Source organism: Halorarius halobius (assembly GCF_024298865.1).
GTDB lineage: Archaea > Halobacteriota > Halobacteria > Halobacteriales > Haloarculaceae > Halorarius > Halorarius halobius.
Genome location: NZ_CP101161.1, coordinates 1,100,496 through 1,116,249 on the forward strand (window position 1 = coordinate 1,100,496; position 15,754 = coordinate 1,116,249).

Here is a 15,754-nt window from a genome sequence, read left to right on the forward strand (position 1 = left end):
CGGATGTTCGACGGACGGAGTCGTAGTCCTTCCTCCCGCGGTGCGTTCGTTCTCCTGCTCTCGCCCGGCTACAGCGAGTAGCGGTCGTCGGCGTCGTCGGGGAGGAACACGCCCACGTCGTCGTGCTCCTGGTCGACGCTGATGCGGTCCTCGTCGCCCTCGAAGTAGTCGACGATGTCGCCGGCGGCCGACGTGACGAGGTCGCTGTCGTCCGTCCGGGCGAGTCGCCTGATTTCGGTGAGGTGGTCGCGTGCCTCCAGATGGCCCAGCCCGATGATGCCGGCACGCCGGAGCATCGCCTGGTCGTCCTCGAGCAGTTCGACGAACCGGGGTTCGAACCGGCCGTCGGTTTCGGGGTCGGCGGTCCACGCGAGACCACGTAGCGCCTGGGTCCGCACGAACTCCTCCTCGTCGTTCACGTGGTCGATGAACGTCCCGCGCAGGTGGCTCAGCCGCTCGTCGTCGTGGCGGGCCAGCGTCGCCAGCCCGAAACTCGCCCACAGGCGGACGATGCGGTTCAACGACTCCGTGCCGCTCCGGGTCATCAACTCGCCATCGGCGCCGTTCTCCAGGCGGTCGACCAGCGGCCCCGCGGCTCCCTCGACCGACGCCGGTTCGCTGACCGAGAGCCCAGCGATTCCCTTGACTGCGTGGCGGTCGAGGAACGCCCGGGACATGTCGCCCACGAGCGCTTCGAGCCCCGACTGCATCTCCCCGAGCCAACCGTCGTCGGACCGGTCGCTCTCGAACCCGTCGCCGTCGTCGTCGGTGTCGGGGGCGTCCTCGCGGAGCACCTCGACGAACACCGGGCCGACCGGGGCGACGGCGCTCGGGCAGTCGAGCGCCATCTCCGCGAGCGCCTCCAGCGCCGACTCGCGGGCGTACTCGTCGTCGAGACACTCCCGGAGATGTCGGGCCGCGGGTTCGACCGCCTCACCGTGGTTCTCGGCGAGGCTGGCGAGCGTGCTCGCGGCCGAACTCCGGATGGTGCCGTCGTCCTCGGTGAGGTAGCTGTCGAACAGCGGCACGTGGTCGACGAACGGGTCGGGCGACTCCTCGGCGACCGTCCCGACGTAGCTCAGCGCCGCCGTCGTTTCGTTCCGCGTGGTCGTCTCACGCTGTTCGAGCAGTTCCAGCACCGGCGGCGCGATGTCGACGGCCGCATTCGGGAACACCGAGGCGAACTCGTCGGCGGCGCGGGCGGCGTGCCACCGGCAGTCGCCGTACCGCTGGGTGAGTCCGTCCTCGATAGCGTCCCGGACCGCACGTAGCCCCGGGGTCGGCTCGTCGGGCGTCTCCTCGTCGTCGGCGTGTCGGCGGCGGGTCTCGATGCTCGACAGCACCGACTGGAGCGTGTCGAACGCCTGTTCCCGGCTCTCGGGCTCCCCTTCCCGGGCGATGGTGGCCAGTTCCTCGAGCACGCGCTCGCGGGTGTCGCGGTCGACCGTGGGGTCGACGAACTCCAGCAGTTCGGGGACGAGCGCGACCCCCCTGTGGACCCTCGCGGGGTCGTCCGACCGGAGCGACCGGACGAGTTCTTCCACGGCGTCGGCCGTCTCCTCGGGGTGGGCCTCCGTGACTTCGCCAAGCGCCGCGGCCGCGGCCGCCGGCGCCCCCTTGTCGGTGATGCTGTCGGGGTCGACGTCGAGCGCCTCGTCGGTCAACACGCCCGCGAGCGCCTCGACGTGCGGGACGACCGCGTCGGGCGACCGTTCGGCGGTCTCCGCGAGCGCGCTGGCGGCGCCGTCGAGCACGTCGGGGTCGTCGCGCTCCAGTTGGTCGGCGAGGGTGTCGGCGACGAAGGGGAGTGCCGACCGTACCTCGCTGTCGTCGAGCGCCTCCAGCGCCGCCGCCGCCACCTTCGGGTCGTCGTGTTCGGCGAGACGGAGCAGGCGGTCGAACGCGAGGGTCACGACGCCCTGCGTCTGCGACCGGACGTCGCCTATCGTCTCGACGAGTGCGACGGTGAACGCCGGGTCCGGGTCGTCGGGGTCGAGTGCGGCCACGACGTCGGCCCCCAGCGGCCGCGCCAGCGGTTCGTACGCGTCGACGAGTTCCCCCAGTGTCTCGGCGGCGCTGGTCCGCACCGCCGGGTCTGCGGGCGTCGCCGGGAGAGGCCCGTCCTCGTCGTGGTCGGCCTCGGGGTTCACGACGACCAGGAGCGTCTCCGCGGCCGCGATGATGGTGTCCTCGAACGCCGCGGGGTCGTGGACGTTCGCGAGCGCGAACCCGAGAGCGGAGGCGGCCGTCGCCCGGACCTCGGTTCGCTCGTCGTCGTGTACCGCCGCGTGGAGCGCGTCGATGGCCGCCTCGATCTCCCGTTCGCGGCCGTCGGGGTCGTCGAAACCGACGGCGACGTAGCCGAGCGTCTCCGCCGCGCTGGCGGCCAACTCGGGGTCGTCGGCCTCGACGGCCTCGACGAGCGGGTCGGCCACCGCCGCCATGCGCTCGTCGTCGAGGTCCACGTCGGTGTCCCAGCCGTACATGTCGGAGAACGCCTCGAACAGGTCGGCCATCCCACCCTCGTACCCGGTGACGCCCATCAGTTCGCGGACGACGGCCAGCGCCTGCCGGCGCGCGGCCGCGTCGCCGCGCCGCAGGTCGTCGGCGACGTCGTTCCACACCGCTTCGTCGGTCTCGGCGAACGACGCCAGCACCTCGCTCGCGGCCTCACGGACGATTTCGGCGTCGTCGTCGGTCCGTTCGAGGACGAGGTCGACGTGCGCGTCCGGGGGCGTCTCCGCGTCGTCGAGCGCCGTCAGCGCGTACAGGGCCGCGGCGCGAACGTCGGGGTCCGGGTCGTCGACCGCCGCGACCACGTCGGCGGCGACGTCGCTCGACGGGTCGGCGGCCTCGAGCGGCACCGACGCCAGCACGTCCAGCGCCGCCGTCCGGACGCCCGGGTCGGCCGCGGTGAGGCGGTCGCGCACCGCATCGCGCACGTCGTCGTGGACGCGGGCGACGGTGCCGACCGCGAGTACGAGACCGTCGCGCGGACTGACGCCGTCCTCGTCGTCGAGTTCGGGCGCGTACTCGTCGAGGAACGAAAGTAGCGTCTCCCGCTCGGCATACAGGTCGTCGACGACCGGGTCAGTCTCGTACTCCTCGTACGGGACGACGCCGTTCAACAGCAGTAGCGCGTACGCCTTCCCGGTGTCCGTCCCCTGGTCGGCGACGGCGACGAGCGACGGAACGGCCCGTTTCACCGCGTCCGGGACGACGAACCCCGTACACCACAGCGCGACGACGGCGTCCTCGGCCACCTCGCCGGCCGGGTCGGCCGTTCCCAGCAGACCGACGAGTTCGTCCACCTCGTCGTCGGTGAGCGACCCGTCGTCGTCGGTTACTCGCGTGCGAAGCGTCTCGGCGCGGTCCGAAGGAGCGTCTGAACCCCCCATGCGTGCGGCCATGCGGTGGAGGGGCCTGAAGTTTTTCCCGTCCGACACGAACCCGCCGGTCGCACGCCGACGGCGCGGCCGGTCGGGCGCTTCGGGATACACCGACCGCTAGACCAAGATACATGTGTCCGGGGGGTCGACACCCCGCTATCCGTGGGGGGACCACAGGAAGTGGGAGTCGTGAGCGTCGACGTCGACCGGTCCGTGCCTCTGGACTCCCGCCCCGACCCACGCGTTGACCCGCCATGACCTGTAGTTACGAGTTCGACCCCGGGGCGTACGAGCGGCGGGAGGGGGAGGCGAGTCCGCTCGACGCCGTCTGGACGTGCGACCGGCCGACCGACGGGGACAGCGACTACTGTCTGTTCCACCGGCCGCCCGACGAGACCGACCCGCATGCGGTCGCGGACGCGCTCGCGGCGGCCGCGAGCGACGCCGAGGCGTCGACGCGGTTCATCGGCGCGAACCTGGGGTCCGTCGCGCTCACCTTCGCCGTCCTCCGGGCCGACGACAACCAGCCGATAGACCTCCGACACGCCGACGTAGAGCGGCTTGCGCTGACCGACGCGACGGTCCACCAGCCGTTGCTTCTGGACCGGGCGACGGTCGGCGAACTGGACGTGTCGAACACGGCGTTCTCCGGCGAGGTGCTCTGCAAGGACGCCACGGTGACCGAGGCGACGATGCAGGGCGCGTCCTTCGACCGGAAGGTGTACTTCGACGGGGCGTCGTTCGTGGCCGCGTCGTTCGTCGACGCGACGTTCGACGACGCCGTCTCCTTCGAGGGGGCGAGCGTCGACGACGGCCGCTTCGCCACCGCCCGGTTCCGCGCGGCGACGTTCGCCGACGCGGAGTTCGGGAGCGTCTCGTTCAAGAACGCGCGGCTGGAGCGGGCGGTGTTCACGGAGGCGTCGTTCGTGGAGGCGGCGAACTTCCGGCGGACGTCGTTCGGCACCGTCGACTTCGGGTGGGCCGAGTTCCACGACACGGCCGACTTCACGGAGACGCGCTACGAGCACGCCGCCGACTTCCCGTCGACGACGTTCGGCGACGTGACGTTCGCGTCCGCGGAGTTCAGCGGCGACGCGACGTTCGAGGCGAGCGAGGCCGACGAGGCCGACTTCTCGAAGGTCGTGTTCGCCCGGGAGGCGGTGTTCGACGACGCGGCCGTCGGGACGGCAACGTTCACGGCCGCGAGCGTGGCCGACTGCCGGTTCGAGGGGGCCGACGTCGACACGCTCGCGTTCGAGCACGCCGACGCCGACGCGGTGACGCTCTCCGACGCGACGGTCGACGAGGCCACGTTCGCGGAGGCGCGGGTGGCCGACGCGGTGTTCGACGACGTGGACGCCGGCGACCTGTCGTTCGCGCGTGCGGAGGTCGACGACATCTCGCTGGCCGGCGCGCACGTGGACGGCCGGCTTGCGCTGACGGACGCGCTGGTCCGGAGCGGCGAGTTCGCCGACGCCCACGTCGGGAAGGGGGCGTTCACCGGCGTGACGCTCGAACGGCAGGCCGTGTTCGACGGCGCCACCGTCGCGGGGACGCTCGACGTGACCGGGGCGGCCGTCGAGACCTCGCTTCGCCTCCGGGACGCGACGCTGGGGAGGTTCGTGGGCGACCGGGTGACCGTCCGCGCCACGACGGACCTCTCGGAGACCGCCGTCGAGGGTGACGCCTCGCTCGCGGCCGCCGAGTTCGGCGGGCGGGCGACGTTCGACGGGCTCTCGGTCGGCGGCGACCTCTCGGTCGAGAACGCGCTGTTCCGGGATGCGGTCACGTTCCGGGAGGTGACGGTCGGCGGCGACGCCGGCTTCGAGAGCACGATGTTCCTCCGGTACGCCCGTTTCGACGGTGCGACGGTCGAGGGGCGGGCCAGTTTCCGGCAGGCACGGTTCGACACGACGGCGACGTTCGCGGACGGCCGGTTCGGGGAGCCGCCGACGTTCGCGAGCGCCGACATCGCGGAAGGCGAGTTCCGCGGGCCGGTCGTCGACGCCGACCGGCCGGTCGTCGGCCTCGGTGACTGCACGCTGGAGGCGGGGCGGCTGACCCAGCCGTCGGGCGACGAGCGGGTCGTCTACGACTGCGAAGGGGCGACGCTGGGCTCCGTGACCGTCGACGCCGACGACGGCGACGCGCCGGCGCTGGAGCACATGCGCATCCTGCGGACGACGTTCGACGACTTCGATTTCGGCCAGCACAAGGACGCGCTGGCCTCGTCGGGGTGGCGGCTCCACACCACGGTCCTCCCGGACGACGCCGACCGGTCGCACGCGCAACTGGAAGACACCTACCGGAAGGCGAAGAACGGCGCGAAGGACACCAGCGACCGCGAGGGCGTCTCCGAGCTGTTCATCAAGGAGCTCCGCTACCGGGGCCGGAAGAACCGCCGCGTGATGGCCGACGGTGAGGAGTCGCTACGGTCGCGGGCGACGGCGGCCAACGCCTGGCTCGGCAACTTCCTGCTGTACCGGTCGTGTGGCTACGGCGAGCGGCTCTGGCGCGTCATCGCCGCGTCGGTCGGCGTCATCCTCGCGTGGGCGCTCGTGTTCTCGATGCTACCCCGGGAGGCGAAGCGGGCGTCGGGGCTCACCATCGAGGGGCTCTCGGAGCCGGCGGCGGTGTTCACCCCCGCGGGAATCGAGGTGCTGGGGAAGAACCTCTACTTCTCGCTCGTGACGTTCACGACGCTGGGCTACGGCGACGTCCAGCCCATCGGCACCGTCGCCCGCGTGCTGGCGGGCATCGAGGCGTTCCTCGGCGCCATCCTCATCGCGCTCGTGGTGTTCGTGCTCGGGCGGCGGGTCTCGCAGTGAACGCTCGGTGACTTTTTGCCCTCCCCCCGCCCACGCCCGGTATGGACATCGAGACGGTCCTGGTGCCGGTCGACGGGAGCGACGAGGCCCGCGAGGCCGTCGAGTACGGCGTCGCCATCGCCGACCGGTACGACGCGGGTCTGCACGCCCTCTACGTGTTCGGCGAGGGGGTCGTCCGCGGCGTCGAGGCGGGCGACCTGGAGGAACAGCAGGTCGCCGCCGAGGCGGAGTCGTTCATGGACACGGTCCGCGACATCGCCGGCGACGTGCCGGTCGCCCACTCGCAGGCACACGGTTTCTCGATGCACCGGCTCTCCCAGCATCCCGGGAGCGTCGTCCTCGACGCCGCCGAGGACATCGCCGCCGATTTCATCGTCATCCCTCGCGAGCCGGTGACGGGCGACCCCGCGGCGGTCATCGAGAAGGCCGCCGAGTACGTGCTCGCGCACGCCTCCCAGCCGGTGCTGTCGGTTTGAGGCCGTCGCGGAACGCTTTTTCCCCGAGCGCGCCACCGCCACGTATGAGCGACGCCACCGACGCGGTCGGCGGCTACTGGACGGCCATCCTCGAGGAGATGGACGACATCGCCGAGCAGTACCGGACGGCGGGCTGGACGGTCGTCACGCTCCACCCGACGGACGTGACCGTCGTCCCAGCGGACGACGAGCAGTTCGGGCTGGTGGCGGTCGTCGACGACGAGGAGTTCGACGACCTGGTGGCGGCCGTCGGCGACCGCGAGGTCGACGCCTACGAGGTGTTCCGCGCCGACGCCGACGAGCGGGTGTTCCTGCTTGTCGTCACCGAGACGGCCGACGGCGAGGTGGCGGTGTGTCTCCCCGCCTACTACGACCGCACCGCCGACGCGGAGGGCGAACTCCGCGCGCACGACGGCGAACTGTACACCCGGGTCCGCGACCTCGCTGGCGAGGATGCGGTGACGTTCAGCCACGAGAACCCCGCGCCGTTCTTCCCGTACGACGGCGGCCCCTGACGACAGCGTCGTTCCCGGCTCCCGGCTCCCGGCCCCCGAGCGCGAGCCGTTCAGTCCTCGCTCTCGATGGTGTGGCCACACTCCGGACACTGCATCTCGTCGTGCCGGAGCGCCGCCGACTGCTCGCGCACCTCGCGCATCACCGTCGAGATGCGGTCCTCCGCGGCGAGTTCCTCTTCGACGGTGAGTTCGACCCCCTCGACCTCGAGCAGGAACTTCGCCACCTCGGTCACCTCGTACATCAGGTCGTCGAGTTCCTCGGCGGTGAAGAAGTCGCACATCGCGCCGTAGAGGAACGTCGCGCCCGCCTTCTGCACCTTCTCCTCGAAGGAGGCCCGCGCCTGATTGACGGCCTGCGGAGTGTACGTGTCGGTCATGAACGGGACCAGGTGGGGAAGGTTCTCGCCGATTTTCGTCATCTCGACGCCCGTCTCCGTCCGGAAATCCGCACACAGCCGCGCGATGGCCCACTCGCGGGCCGTGATGTAGGTGCGGTCCCGGAGGAACTCGTTGGCGCGGTCGTAGGTGGCACCGTCTATCTTCGAGAACCGCTTGTAGTCGGCCACGTCGTCGGGCACGTCCTCGCCCGCCCCCTCGTCGGGGGCGTCCGTCGCGCCGTCCCCGTCGACGCGGCGGATTGCGGCCGTCACCCCGTCCTCGCTCACGGCACCCATCGCGGACCCATCCTCGGTCATAGGGGCGAGTCGGGCCCCCCGTCGAAAAAGTATGTCGGCGATGTCTGACGGACGGCAGACGCGTGGCCGAGCGACCTCCGGGAGCGAGGCCACGGTTGGCGAGCGGCGAGCGGAGCGAGCCGCGAGTCGCGGTGTCGGCGCGAGAGCGACCTCCGGGAGCGAGGCCACGGTTGGCGAGCGGCGAGCGGAGCGAGCCGCGAGTCGCGGTGTCGGCGCGAGAGCGACCTCCGGGAGCGAGGCCACGGTTGGCGAGCGGCGAGCGGAGCGAGCCGCGAGTCGCGGTGTCGGCGCGAGAGCGACCTCCGGGAGCGAGGCCACGGTTGGCGAGCGGCTACTCCTCCGCGCGCTCCCGTTCCCGGCGGTCGAGGTACTCGCGGGCCCGTTGCTCGTCCTCGGTCTCCAGCAGTCGCTCCAGCCGTTCCTCGAACTCCGCGTCGGTGAGCTTCCCCTCCGCGTACCGGCGCTTCAGCGCCTCGAGGGGGTCGTCTTCCTCCGCCTCCTGTCGCTGGCCGTCGTGGTCGGTGCCGTCCTCGAAGGGGTCGAGCGACTCCTCGCCCTCGCCGAGCGCGATGCCGACGAGCGGCAACACGACGGCGAACCCGACGACCCACACCATCCAGAACCAGCCGTATCCCCCGAACATGGCGAGGAACCCCGCACCGAGGATGAGTAGCGTCAGGACGCCGGTCGCTTCCTCCCGGAGGTTCTCGACGACACCCATGTCGGCGTTGGGGTCGCGACCGGGCAAAAGCGTTCCTCCGGTCGCCGGGACGCTTTTGCGTGCGGGCGCCCTGCGGTCGCGCATGAAACTGCTGTTGGGCATCGGCGGGAGCGAGGACTCCTTTCGCGCGCTCGAGAAGACCATCGAGCGGGCGCTGGAGGCCGGCGACGACCTGTCGGTGGCCGTCCTCGAGAACCCGGACTCCGAGCCCACACCCGAGGAGGTGGCCGACCGTGCACGCGACGCCCTGGCCGATGCGGGCCTCGACGCCGACGTCCGAATCGTCGAGGGACATCCGGGGAGCGGCCTGGTCGAAATCGCCGAGTCGGAGGGGTACGACCGCATCGTCCTCGGGGGCGGCGAGACGAGTCCGCTCGGGAAGGTCCAGCTCGGCTCCATCGCGGAGTTCGTCCTGTTGAACGCACACACCTCCGTCACACTGGTCCGATGAGTCGCTCGTACCCCGACAGGGTGGCCGGTCCCTACGACCCGCCGCCACACGAGTTCGAGGACGGTACCGGACGGACGGTGACCATCCGCGAGTTCGGCGGCGCCGACGCCCCCGTCGACGACGAGGGCGAGGCGCTCGTCGAGATGTACCGCGCGTTCGACCCCGAGGACCGCGCGCAGGGTATCCCGCCGGTCGACGAGACGAACATCCGCGAGTGGCTCGACGGCATCCTCGCCGAGGACTGTCTCAACGTCGTCGCGTGGCACGACGCCAGCGCAGTCGGCCACGCCACGCTCGTCCCCGACACGGGGGCGCCCGACGACGAGAGCGTGGCGTACGAACTCGCAATCTTCGTGCTCTCGGCGTACCAGGGCGCGGGCATCGGCACCCACCTGATGGCGGGACTGCTCGGCCTGGGTCGCGAGTCCGGCGTCGACCGCGTCTGGCTCACCGTCGAGCGGTGGAACCGTCCCGCGGTGGCGCTGTACGAGAACGTCGGCTTCGAGCAACTGGAGGACAGCGGCTTCGAACTGACGATGACCGCACGCCTGCAGTAGCGGCCGGCCGTCCGGCGTCCTATCGAGTCCGGACGTTCTCCCCGACGCCGGTGGGGACCGTCCACGCCTCTTCGTCCCGGTAGACGACGCGTCCCCTGACCATCGTGAGTTCGGGGAACACGCCGCGGCGCCCCTCGAACGGCGTCCACTCGCAGTTCGTGTGCAGGTCCTCGCCACGTATCTCCCGGGCGGTTTCGGGGTCGACGAGGACGAGGTCGGCGTCCATCCCCTCGGCGACCCGACCCTTCCGGGGCAGGTCGAACACGGCGGCGGGGTTCGCGGCCGTCAAATCGCGGACGCGCTCGTAGCCCAGCCGTCCCTGTCTGGCCTCCTCCAGCAGGAGCGGCAGGGCCGTCTCGACGCCCGGCACGCCCGAGGGCGCGTCCCAGATGCCGGCGTCCTTTTCGGCGCGGGTGTGGGGCGCGTGGTCCGTCGCCACGATGTCGACGGTGCCGTCCGCGACCCGCTCGTAGACGGCCTCGCGGCGCCGTTCAGAGCGGAGCGGCGGGTTCATCCGGCCGTGTGTCCCCAACGCGCCGAGGTCGTCGCGCGACAGCAGGAGGTGGTGGGGCGTCACCTCGCAGGTGAGCCCGGCGTCGGCCGCGGCGTCGATGCCCTCCGGCGTCGAGGTGTGGGCGACGTGGACCTGCGCGTCCGTCTCGCCCGCGACATCGCCGGCGAGTTCGACCGCGGCGGCCTCCGCCTCGGCGGTGCGGAACGCGCTCCAGGCGTCGGCGTCGTCGCGCTCCCGGGCGCTGGCGTCGAACAGCGTCGCGTCCTCGGCGTGGACGGTGACGACCACGTCCTCGCGGGCGGCCCGCTCGACGGCCTGCTCGAACAGGTCGCGGCCGATACCCATATCGCCCGTCGAGTCCGCGAGGAACACCTCGCCGAGCGCAAAGAGCGGGCGCTCGAACAGCGAGTCTGGGTCCCAGTCGGGCGTGACGCCGCCGTTCAGCCCGAAGTCGACAGTCGACGGGGCGGCGAGTTCGGCCTTCTCGTCGAACGCCGCCCCCGTCGTCGTCGGCGGGTCGGTGTTCGGCTGGTCGACGACCGTGGTGACGCCGCCGGCGGCGGCCGACCGCGACCCCGTCGCCCACGTCTCCTTGTGCGGATACCCCGGTTCGCGGAAGTGGACGTGGGCGTCTATCATCCCTGGCAGGAGCAGTTTCCCCGACGCGTCGACGACCTCGCCGTCGTCGGCCGCGAAGCCCTCCCCGACGGCGACGATCCGTTCGCCCTCGACGCGGACGTCGCGGACCCGGCCGTCCGCGAGTTCGGCGTTGCGGATGAGCATGCCGTCCGTCGGCCGCAGGCGGACGTAAAACCCGTGGGAACGCTCTTTGCCCCGGACGTCGCACGCCCGGCGTGAACCTGCTCGCGTACGGGCTCGCCGCGACCGCGTGGGGGCTGTTGCTGGTCGCGGCGCCCGGGCTGGTGGACCGGCTCTGGTCGCTGACGAGCCCAAACGCTCCTGGTCTCGACGACTGGGGTCGGCTTCTGTTTCGGGTCGTCGGGGCCGTCCTGCTGGCCGTCGGCCTCCTGCTCGCCGGCTACGCCGTCTTGGGGTGACTCATCGGACCCGCTCGACGGTCGCCTCGCGGTCCCCGACGAGCGCGTCCTCGACGGCGCGGGCGACCGTCTCCGGGTCGGCGTCGCCGCCCGCACGGGCGACGCTCCCCACGGAGTCAGGGTCGAACGGGACCTCGAGTGCGTCGTACACCGGGTCGAGCACGTCGGCGACGGCGTCGTGGTCGCGGACGACGACGACCCCCGCGGTGGACGCGGCGCCGCGGCCGACCCGCTGGGCGATGCCGACTATCTTCCCCGCGGCCGACAGCGAGTGGTCGCCCGGGCAGAACGCCGCCGGTGGCTCGCCCCGGTCGGCGTCGACGCCCACCGTTTCGAGTGCGCGCTCCAGGTCGGCGACGGCGGCGTCGTAGCGGGCGTCGAGTCCCTGGCGCACGTCGTCGACCGGTTCGACGCGGACGAACGCGACGGTACTCCCGGTGTACGCGACGGCGCGGCCGCCGACGCGCCGCTCGTGGACCGGGAACCCCCTGGACTCGGCGGCCGCGCGGGCGTCGTCGTAGCCGTCCGCGCGGGCGTCGCGGCGCCCGACTGCGAGATGCTGGTGTGGCGTCCACGCGCGGACGACCGGGTCGCCCGTCTCCCGAACGTCCGCCTGGAGCGTGGCGGTCACCTCGCGGTCCGCCGCGATGGAGTCGGTCCGGCCCCGGAGGATGCGCATGCGTCGACTCGGGGACGACGCGGCTAAAGGCTCTCGTCTCCTCGTGTCCGCATGGTCACGCTGGCGGGCGAGGTGGTCGGCCGGTACGAGCGGTTCTCGCTGTACAACTCGCCGTACTCGGCCCACGACCGGGGCCGCGCGGTCGACCTCTACCCCGGTGAGAACGGCGGTCCCGCGCCCTCACCCGTGGCGGGGGAGGTGCTCGACACCCGGACGGTACGGTGTCCGCCGAAGGCGTACGCCGTCGACGAGGACCACCTGATACTCGTCGACTGTGGCGACGTCGTCGCGCGAATCCTGCACGTCGACCCGGGCGTCGAGGCCGGGGACGAGGTCGCCGTCGGGGAGTCGCTCGGCACGCTCGTCCGCTCGGGGTTCTTCGGGCAGTGGGTCGACGACCACCTCCACGTCGGGTTCCGCGACCCCGACCAGAACCCGTATCGCGCGTCGGGGTCGCTCCCGCTTGCGCTGGGCGTCGACGTCGCGGGCGTCGCGTGGGACGGCCGGGGGACGGTCGTGGAGACGGGGCCGACCCACGCGCTGCTGGACGCTCCCGTCTCGAACCGGGCGGGGTTCGTCGCACTCGCCAGCGACGAGGGGGTGCCGCTGGACGGCGGTCTCGCCCACTACGGGGGTGGCGGGACGCTCGCGCCCCACGACGGGCCGGTGTCGCTTCTCGGAACCGAGGTCGGGACGGCGACCGGCGGGGACGTGGCGTGGCACGACGTGGGCGTGTGGGCGAACGACCACCGGGCGACGGGGCTGTCGCTGTTCGCCTCGCGGGTCGCGTTCGGCGCGAAACTCGTCTTCCACGAGGGCCACCAGTTCGAGGCCGGCGACGACGTGCGGGTGCGAATCGACGCGACGGGCGAGCCGATTCGGCTCGGCTGACGGCGCCGCCGCTGGTGGGGTGGCGTCGGTCGAGAGACGGCGGCCCTCGGTCAGGCGGCGACCGTGTCGTCGGGGTCCGGGGTGCGGACGTACAGCGAGTAGACGATGAAGCCGAACCCGAGCGCGGTGAGCAGGCTCTGGGCGAGCACCCCGGCCACGAGGTCCGCGCCGAGCAACTGGTGGACGCCGCCGCCCACCAGGAACCCGGCGGTGAGCAGGCCGAACCCGAGCGCCAGGCTCCCGAGCACCTCGCCGCCGGTCCGCCGGTAGGCGCGGTACGTCAGGTGCGTGACGAGGCCGCCGAGCACCAGCACCACCGCGTTGGTCACGACGAGCAACAGCACTATCAGTCCAGTCTCCATGTGAATCACTCCGGCGGGGATGCCGGACGGTACGTGAATCGGCTCACCCCCTCACCCGAGGATGAGCCGGAGCACGCGGTTGTTCTTGACGAACTCGGTCTGTTCGAGGTAGGCGTCGACGCCGAGGATGCGGCCGGCACCGACGGCACCGAGGCCGAACAGCAGGGCGGCGTACACGAGGTGGTCGTCGACGACCCAGCCGTGGGCGACGGGCAGGCCCTGCATCAGGCCGCCGGTGAGGCTCGCCGCCCAGAACATCATCATCATGACGGCGCCCCAGAACGCGTTCCAGCGCACCAAGGCACCGAGGATGAGCCCGAGGCCCGTCAGGGTCAGCCCCCACATCACGAGGATGTCGACGAGCGGACTCCCGGCCATCGCGGTGAACGCGGCGGTGAACGGGTTGCCCTCGGGGATGGCGTTGGCGAGGAACCCCGCGGCCGTCCAGTTGTCGCTGGGGTCGGCGTTCAGGTAGGTGACGAGCTTGGTGAGTCCGCCCTGCAGGAGGACCCAGCCCATCACCACGCGCATCGAGACCAGCGCGTAGCCGATCCAGTGCTCGGAGTACTCGAAGGTCGTCTCACGGCCGAAGATTTCGGCGTTCAGTTCCCGGGTCGTTGTGGACATCGGTTGGCACCTCTACAGTTACAGGTTCGACGCCGTGGTACTTCAAGCGGGAATCCGCGTCCCAGCAACTGAGAACCGGGGCGACACACCTTTCCGGCGCGGGGTCCAGGCAGGGGTATGGACCGGCAACAGGTACTCGCCCTGCTGATGGTGGCCCTGATGGTGTTCTCGTCGGTGGCGTACGTCGCCTCGTTCGTCTTCTAGTTCCCCCAGACGTCGCCGAGCGGGTGGTCGTCGAGTGACGCCTGCCCGCCCGAGGCGTCGTCGCTTCCGCTCGCGTACGACCGTCCGCGTGACGACCCGCGAGCGTCCGCGACCGCCGCGCCGGGGTCGAACGCCGGCAACTCGGGCGCCTGCATCTGGTCGACCTGGTCGCGGAACCAGTCGGGCATGTCGTGGCGCGCACGCTCGAACAGGTCCAGCAGCGACGAGTCCGCGAGATACGTCGCGCCGTGGTCGTCGGGTGCCCGAACCACCCGGCCGGCGGCCTGGATGACCGTCCGCAGGGCGGTCCGGTAGTACCAGCCCCACTGGTCGTCCTCCAGTCGGCGCGCGACCCGCGAGTCGCGGGTGTTCGGGTACGGCGCCTTGCACAGCACCTGCCAGCGACAGAGGTCGCCCTTCAAATCGAGCGCCTCCTCCATCTTCACGGAGACGAACACGTCGGCACCGTCCGACTGCTTCCAGCCGCGGAGCGCGGCGTCGCGGCTGTCGGAGTCGTGGCTCCGGACCCGCGGGCCGACGCCGAACTCCTCGAGCAGCTCAGTCAGCCGTTCGGCGATGGCGTAGCTGTGGGCGTGTATCAGCCCCTTCTCGTCGGGGTGGCGGGCCATCAGCCGGACGACCGTCCGAGCGAGCTCCGGCAGGGTGTCGTCGCGGTGCTCGTAGGTCATCTTCCCACAGGTCACGTCGTACAGCGGGCGGTTCTCGACGGGGAACGTGTGGGGCACGTCGACGAGCGCGACGGTGTCGGGGTCCAGCCCCGAACTCCGGCAGAACGCGTCCTTGTTCAGGATGGTCGCCGACAGCAGGGCGAACTTGTTGCCCCGGTCCCAGACCGTGTGGTGGAGATAGCGGGCGGGGTCCATCGGCTTGACCGTCACCGCGGTCCCTGCGCCGTCCGGCTGGTCGACCACCCACGTCGTCGGGCTGTCGGGGTCGCGGGCGTCTTCGAGGAACCACTGGAGTTCCCGCGTGAGTTCGGCGAGGCGGTCGCGCTCGGCCACCTCCGACCGCGACAGCTCCACCTTCGAGCGGAGTTCCTCCTGGCGGCGGCCACACACCCGGAGCAGTCGCTCGGCGTACCCTTCCACGTCGGTCAGACCGTCTATGTCGGGCGGTTCGCAGGCGTCCCACACCGGCACCCGGCCGGGCGAGAGGTCGATGGTCGCGTACATCTCGGCCCACTCCGCGAGGCCGTGGGCCTCGTCGACGACGACGACGTCGCGTTTTCCGAACACGTCCGACCCGGCGGTCTGCATGAAGTACGCGAGCGTCATCGCGGCGATGTTTCGGTTGGAGGCGATGGCGCGGTCCGAGAAGTACGGACAGCGGTGTTTCTGGGGGCAGTCGAACCCCCGTTCGCGGGCGCAGGGCGCCTGCGTGACTGGCGTGTCCGTCTCGCCGGGCAGGATGCAGTCGTAGTTGGGCTTTCCGCGGATGACGCTCAAATCTTCGAGCAGGTCGTCGCTGGCCACGTCGTCGAGTTGCGACACCTGTGGGGTGGTGTAGTAGGCGCCGTACGACTCGACGTGGTCCGTCTCGCCGGGGGTTCTCGCACAGCCGGCGATGGCCCGCGCGAGGAGGGACTTGCCGCTCCCCGTGGGGGCACGCACCAGCACCACGTCGTTGCCCGCCTCGAACGCCTCGCGGATGTCCGCGAGCGCCTGCTCCTGGGCACCACGGAAGGAAGGGGCGGGGAACTGCTCCGTAATCTGGGCGGGCTTCACACCCCGAGCAAGCGAGCCGTCGGGCGTAAACGCTCCGGTCGC

General features: G+C 71.5%; 15 protein-coding genes. 7 read left to right on the forward strand and 8 right to left on the reverse strand.

Annotation, left to right across the window (positions count from 1 at the left end; translation table 11 throughout):
- Positions 1 to 68: 68 nt before the first annotated feature.
- Complete coding sequence (locus NL112_RS05860; RefSeq protein WP_255151690.1) at positions 69 to 3,398, reverse strand: HEAT repeat domain-containing protein; 3,330 nt, start codon at positions 3,396 to 3,398, stop codon at positions 69 to 71.
- Positions 3,399 to 3,643: 245 nt separating this feature from the next.
- Here NL112_RS05860 and NL112_RS05865 point away from each other — a divergent pair, with 245 nt between their 5' ends.
- The 3 genes from NL112_RS05865 to NL112_RS05875 are packed head-to-tail and all read left to right on the forward strand — an operon-like array spanning position 3,644 to position 7,208.
- Positions 3,644 to 6,217 carry a pentapeptide repeat-containing protein gene (locus NL112_RS05865; RefSeq protein WP_255151691.1) on the forward strand — a complete coding sequence of 858 codons (2,574 nt, stop codon included), beginning with the start codon at positions 3,644 to 3,646 and terminating at the stop codon, positions 6,215 to 6,217.
- Positions 6,218 to 6,258: 41 nt separating this feature from the next.
- A complete protein-coding gene (locus NL112_RS05870) occupies positions 6,259 to 6,693 on the forward strand; it encodes a universal stress protein (RefSeq protein WP_255151692.1) in 435 nt (144 codons plus the stop codon).
- Positions 6,694 to 6,737: 44 nt separating this feature from the next.
- A complete protein-coding gene (locus NL112_RS05875; protein WP_255151693.1) occupies positions 6,738 to 7,208 on the forward strand; it encodes a DUF7529 family protein in 471 nt (156 codons plus the stop codon).
- A gap of 50 nt (positions 7,209 to 7,258) precedes the next feature.
- On the opposite strand, the gene NL112_RS05880 is transcribed toward NL112_RS05875, so the two are convergent.
- On the reverse strand, positions 7,259 to 7,882 hold the full coding sequence (locus NL112_RS05880; RefSeq protein WP_255152579.1) for a DUF5806 family protein: 624 nt from the start codon (positions 7,880 to 7,882) through the stop codon (positions 7,259 to 7,261).
- 352 nt (positions 7,883 to 8,234) lie between these two features.
- Positions 8,235 to 8,624: an SHOCT domain-containing protein gene (locus tag NL112_RS05885; protein WP_255151694.1), complete on the reverse strand. Its 390-nt coding sequence runs from the start codon at positions 8,622 to 8,624 to the stop codon at positions 8,235 to 8,237.
- Between the two features lie 82 nt (positions 8,625 to 8,706).
- Between NL112_RS05885 and NL112_RS05890 the strand changes: the two genes are divergently transcribed.
- Positions 8,707 to 9,075 (forward strand): universal stress protein, encoded by a 369-nt coding sequence (locus NL112_RS05890; RefSeq protein WP_255151695.1) that lies wholly within the window; start codon positions 8,707 to 8,709, stop codon positions 9,073 to 9,075.
- Positions 9,072 to 9,632, forward strand: coding sequence for a GNAT family N-acetyltransferase (locus NL112_RS05895; RefSeq protein WP_255151696.1), 561 nt, complete (start codon positions 9,072 to 9,074; stop codon positions 9,630 to 9,632). The genes NL112_RS05890 and NL112_RS05895 overlap by 4 nt, the downstream gene beginning before the upstream one ends.
- Positions 9,633 to 9,651: 19 nt before the next feature.
- Here NL112_RS05895 and NL112_RS05900 read toward each other — a convergent pair whose 3' ends face one another.
- Positions 9,652 to 10,929 carry a dihydroorotase gene (locus tag NL112_RS05900; protein ID WP_255151697.1) on the reverse strand — a complete coding sequence of 426 codons (1,278 nt, stop codon included), beginning with the start codon at positions 10,927 to 10,929 and terminating at the stop codon, positions 9,652 to 9,654.
- Between the two features lie 71 nt (positions 10,930 to 11,000).
- On the opposite strand from NL112_RS05900, the gene NL112_RS05905 reads away from it, so the two are divergent.
- Positions 11,001 to 11,204 (forward strand): hypothetical protein, encoded by a 204-nt coding sequence (locus NL112_RS05905; protein ID WP_255151698.1) that lies wholly within the window; start codon positions 11,001 to 11,003, stop codon positions 11,202 to 11,204.
- Position 11,205: 1 nt separating this feature from the next.
- Here NL112_RS05905 and NL112_RS05910 read toward each other — a convergent pair whose 3' ends face one another.
- Positions 11,206 to 11,883, reverse strand: a complete 678-nt coding sequence (locus tag NL112_RS05910) for a lipoyl protein ligase domain-containing protein (protein WP_255151699.1) — start codon at positions 11,881 to 11,883, stop codon at positions 11,206 to 11,208.
- 51 nt (positions 11,884 to 11,934) lie between these two features.
- On the opposite strand from NL112_RS05910, the gene NL112_RS05915 reads away from it, so the two are divergent.
- Positions 11,935 to 12,774 (forward strand): DUF8155 domain-containing protein, encoded by an 840-nt coding sequence (locus NL112_RS05915; RefSeq protein ID WP_255151700.1) that lies wholly within the window; start codon positions 11,935 to 11,937, stop codon positions 12,772 to 12,774.
- Positions 12,775 to 12,824: 50 nt separating this feature from the next.
- Here NL112_RS05915 and NL112_RS05920 read toward each other — a convergent pair whose 3' ends face one another.
- The 3 genes from NL112_RS05920 to NL112_RS05930 all read right to left on the reverse strand — a co-directional run bounded on the left by NL112_RS05920 (position 12,825) and on the right by NL112_RS05930 (position 15,712).
- Complete coding sequence (locus tag NL112_RS05920; RefSeq protein ID WP_255151701.1) at positions 12,825 to 13,136, reverse strand: DUF7521 family protein; 312 nt, start codon at positions 13,134 to 13,136, stop codon at positions 12,825 to 12,827.
- 51 nt (positions 13,137 to 13,187) lie between these two features.
- Positions 13,188 to 13,763: a DoxX family membrane protein gene (locus NL112_RS05925; protein ID WP_255151702.1), complete on the reverse strand. Its 576-nt coding sequence runs from the start codon at positions 13,761 to 13,763 to the stop codon at positions 13,188 to 13,190.
- Positions 13,764 to 13,963: 200 nt separating this feature from the next.
- Positions 13,964 to 15,712, reverse strand: coding sequence for a helicase C-terminal domain-containing protein (locus NL112_RS05930; protein WP_255151703.1), 1,749 nt, complete (start codon positions 15,710 to 15,712; stop codon positions 13,964 to 13,966).
- Positions 15,713 to 15,754: the final 42 nt, after the last annotated feature.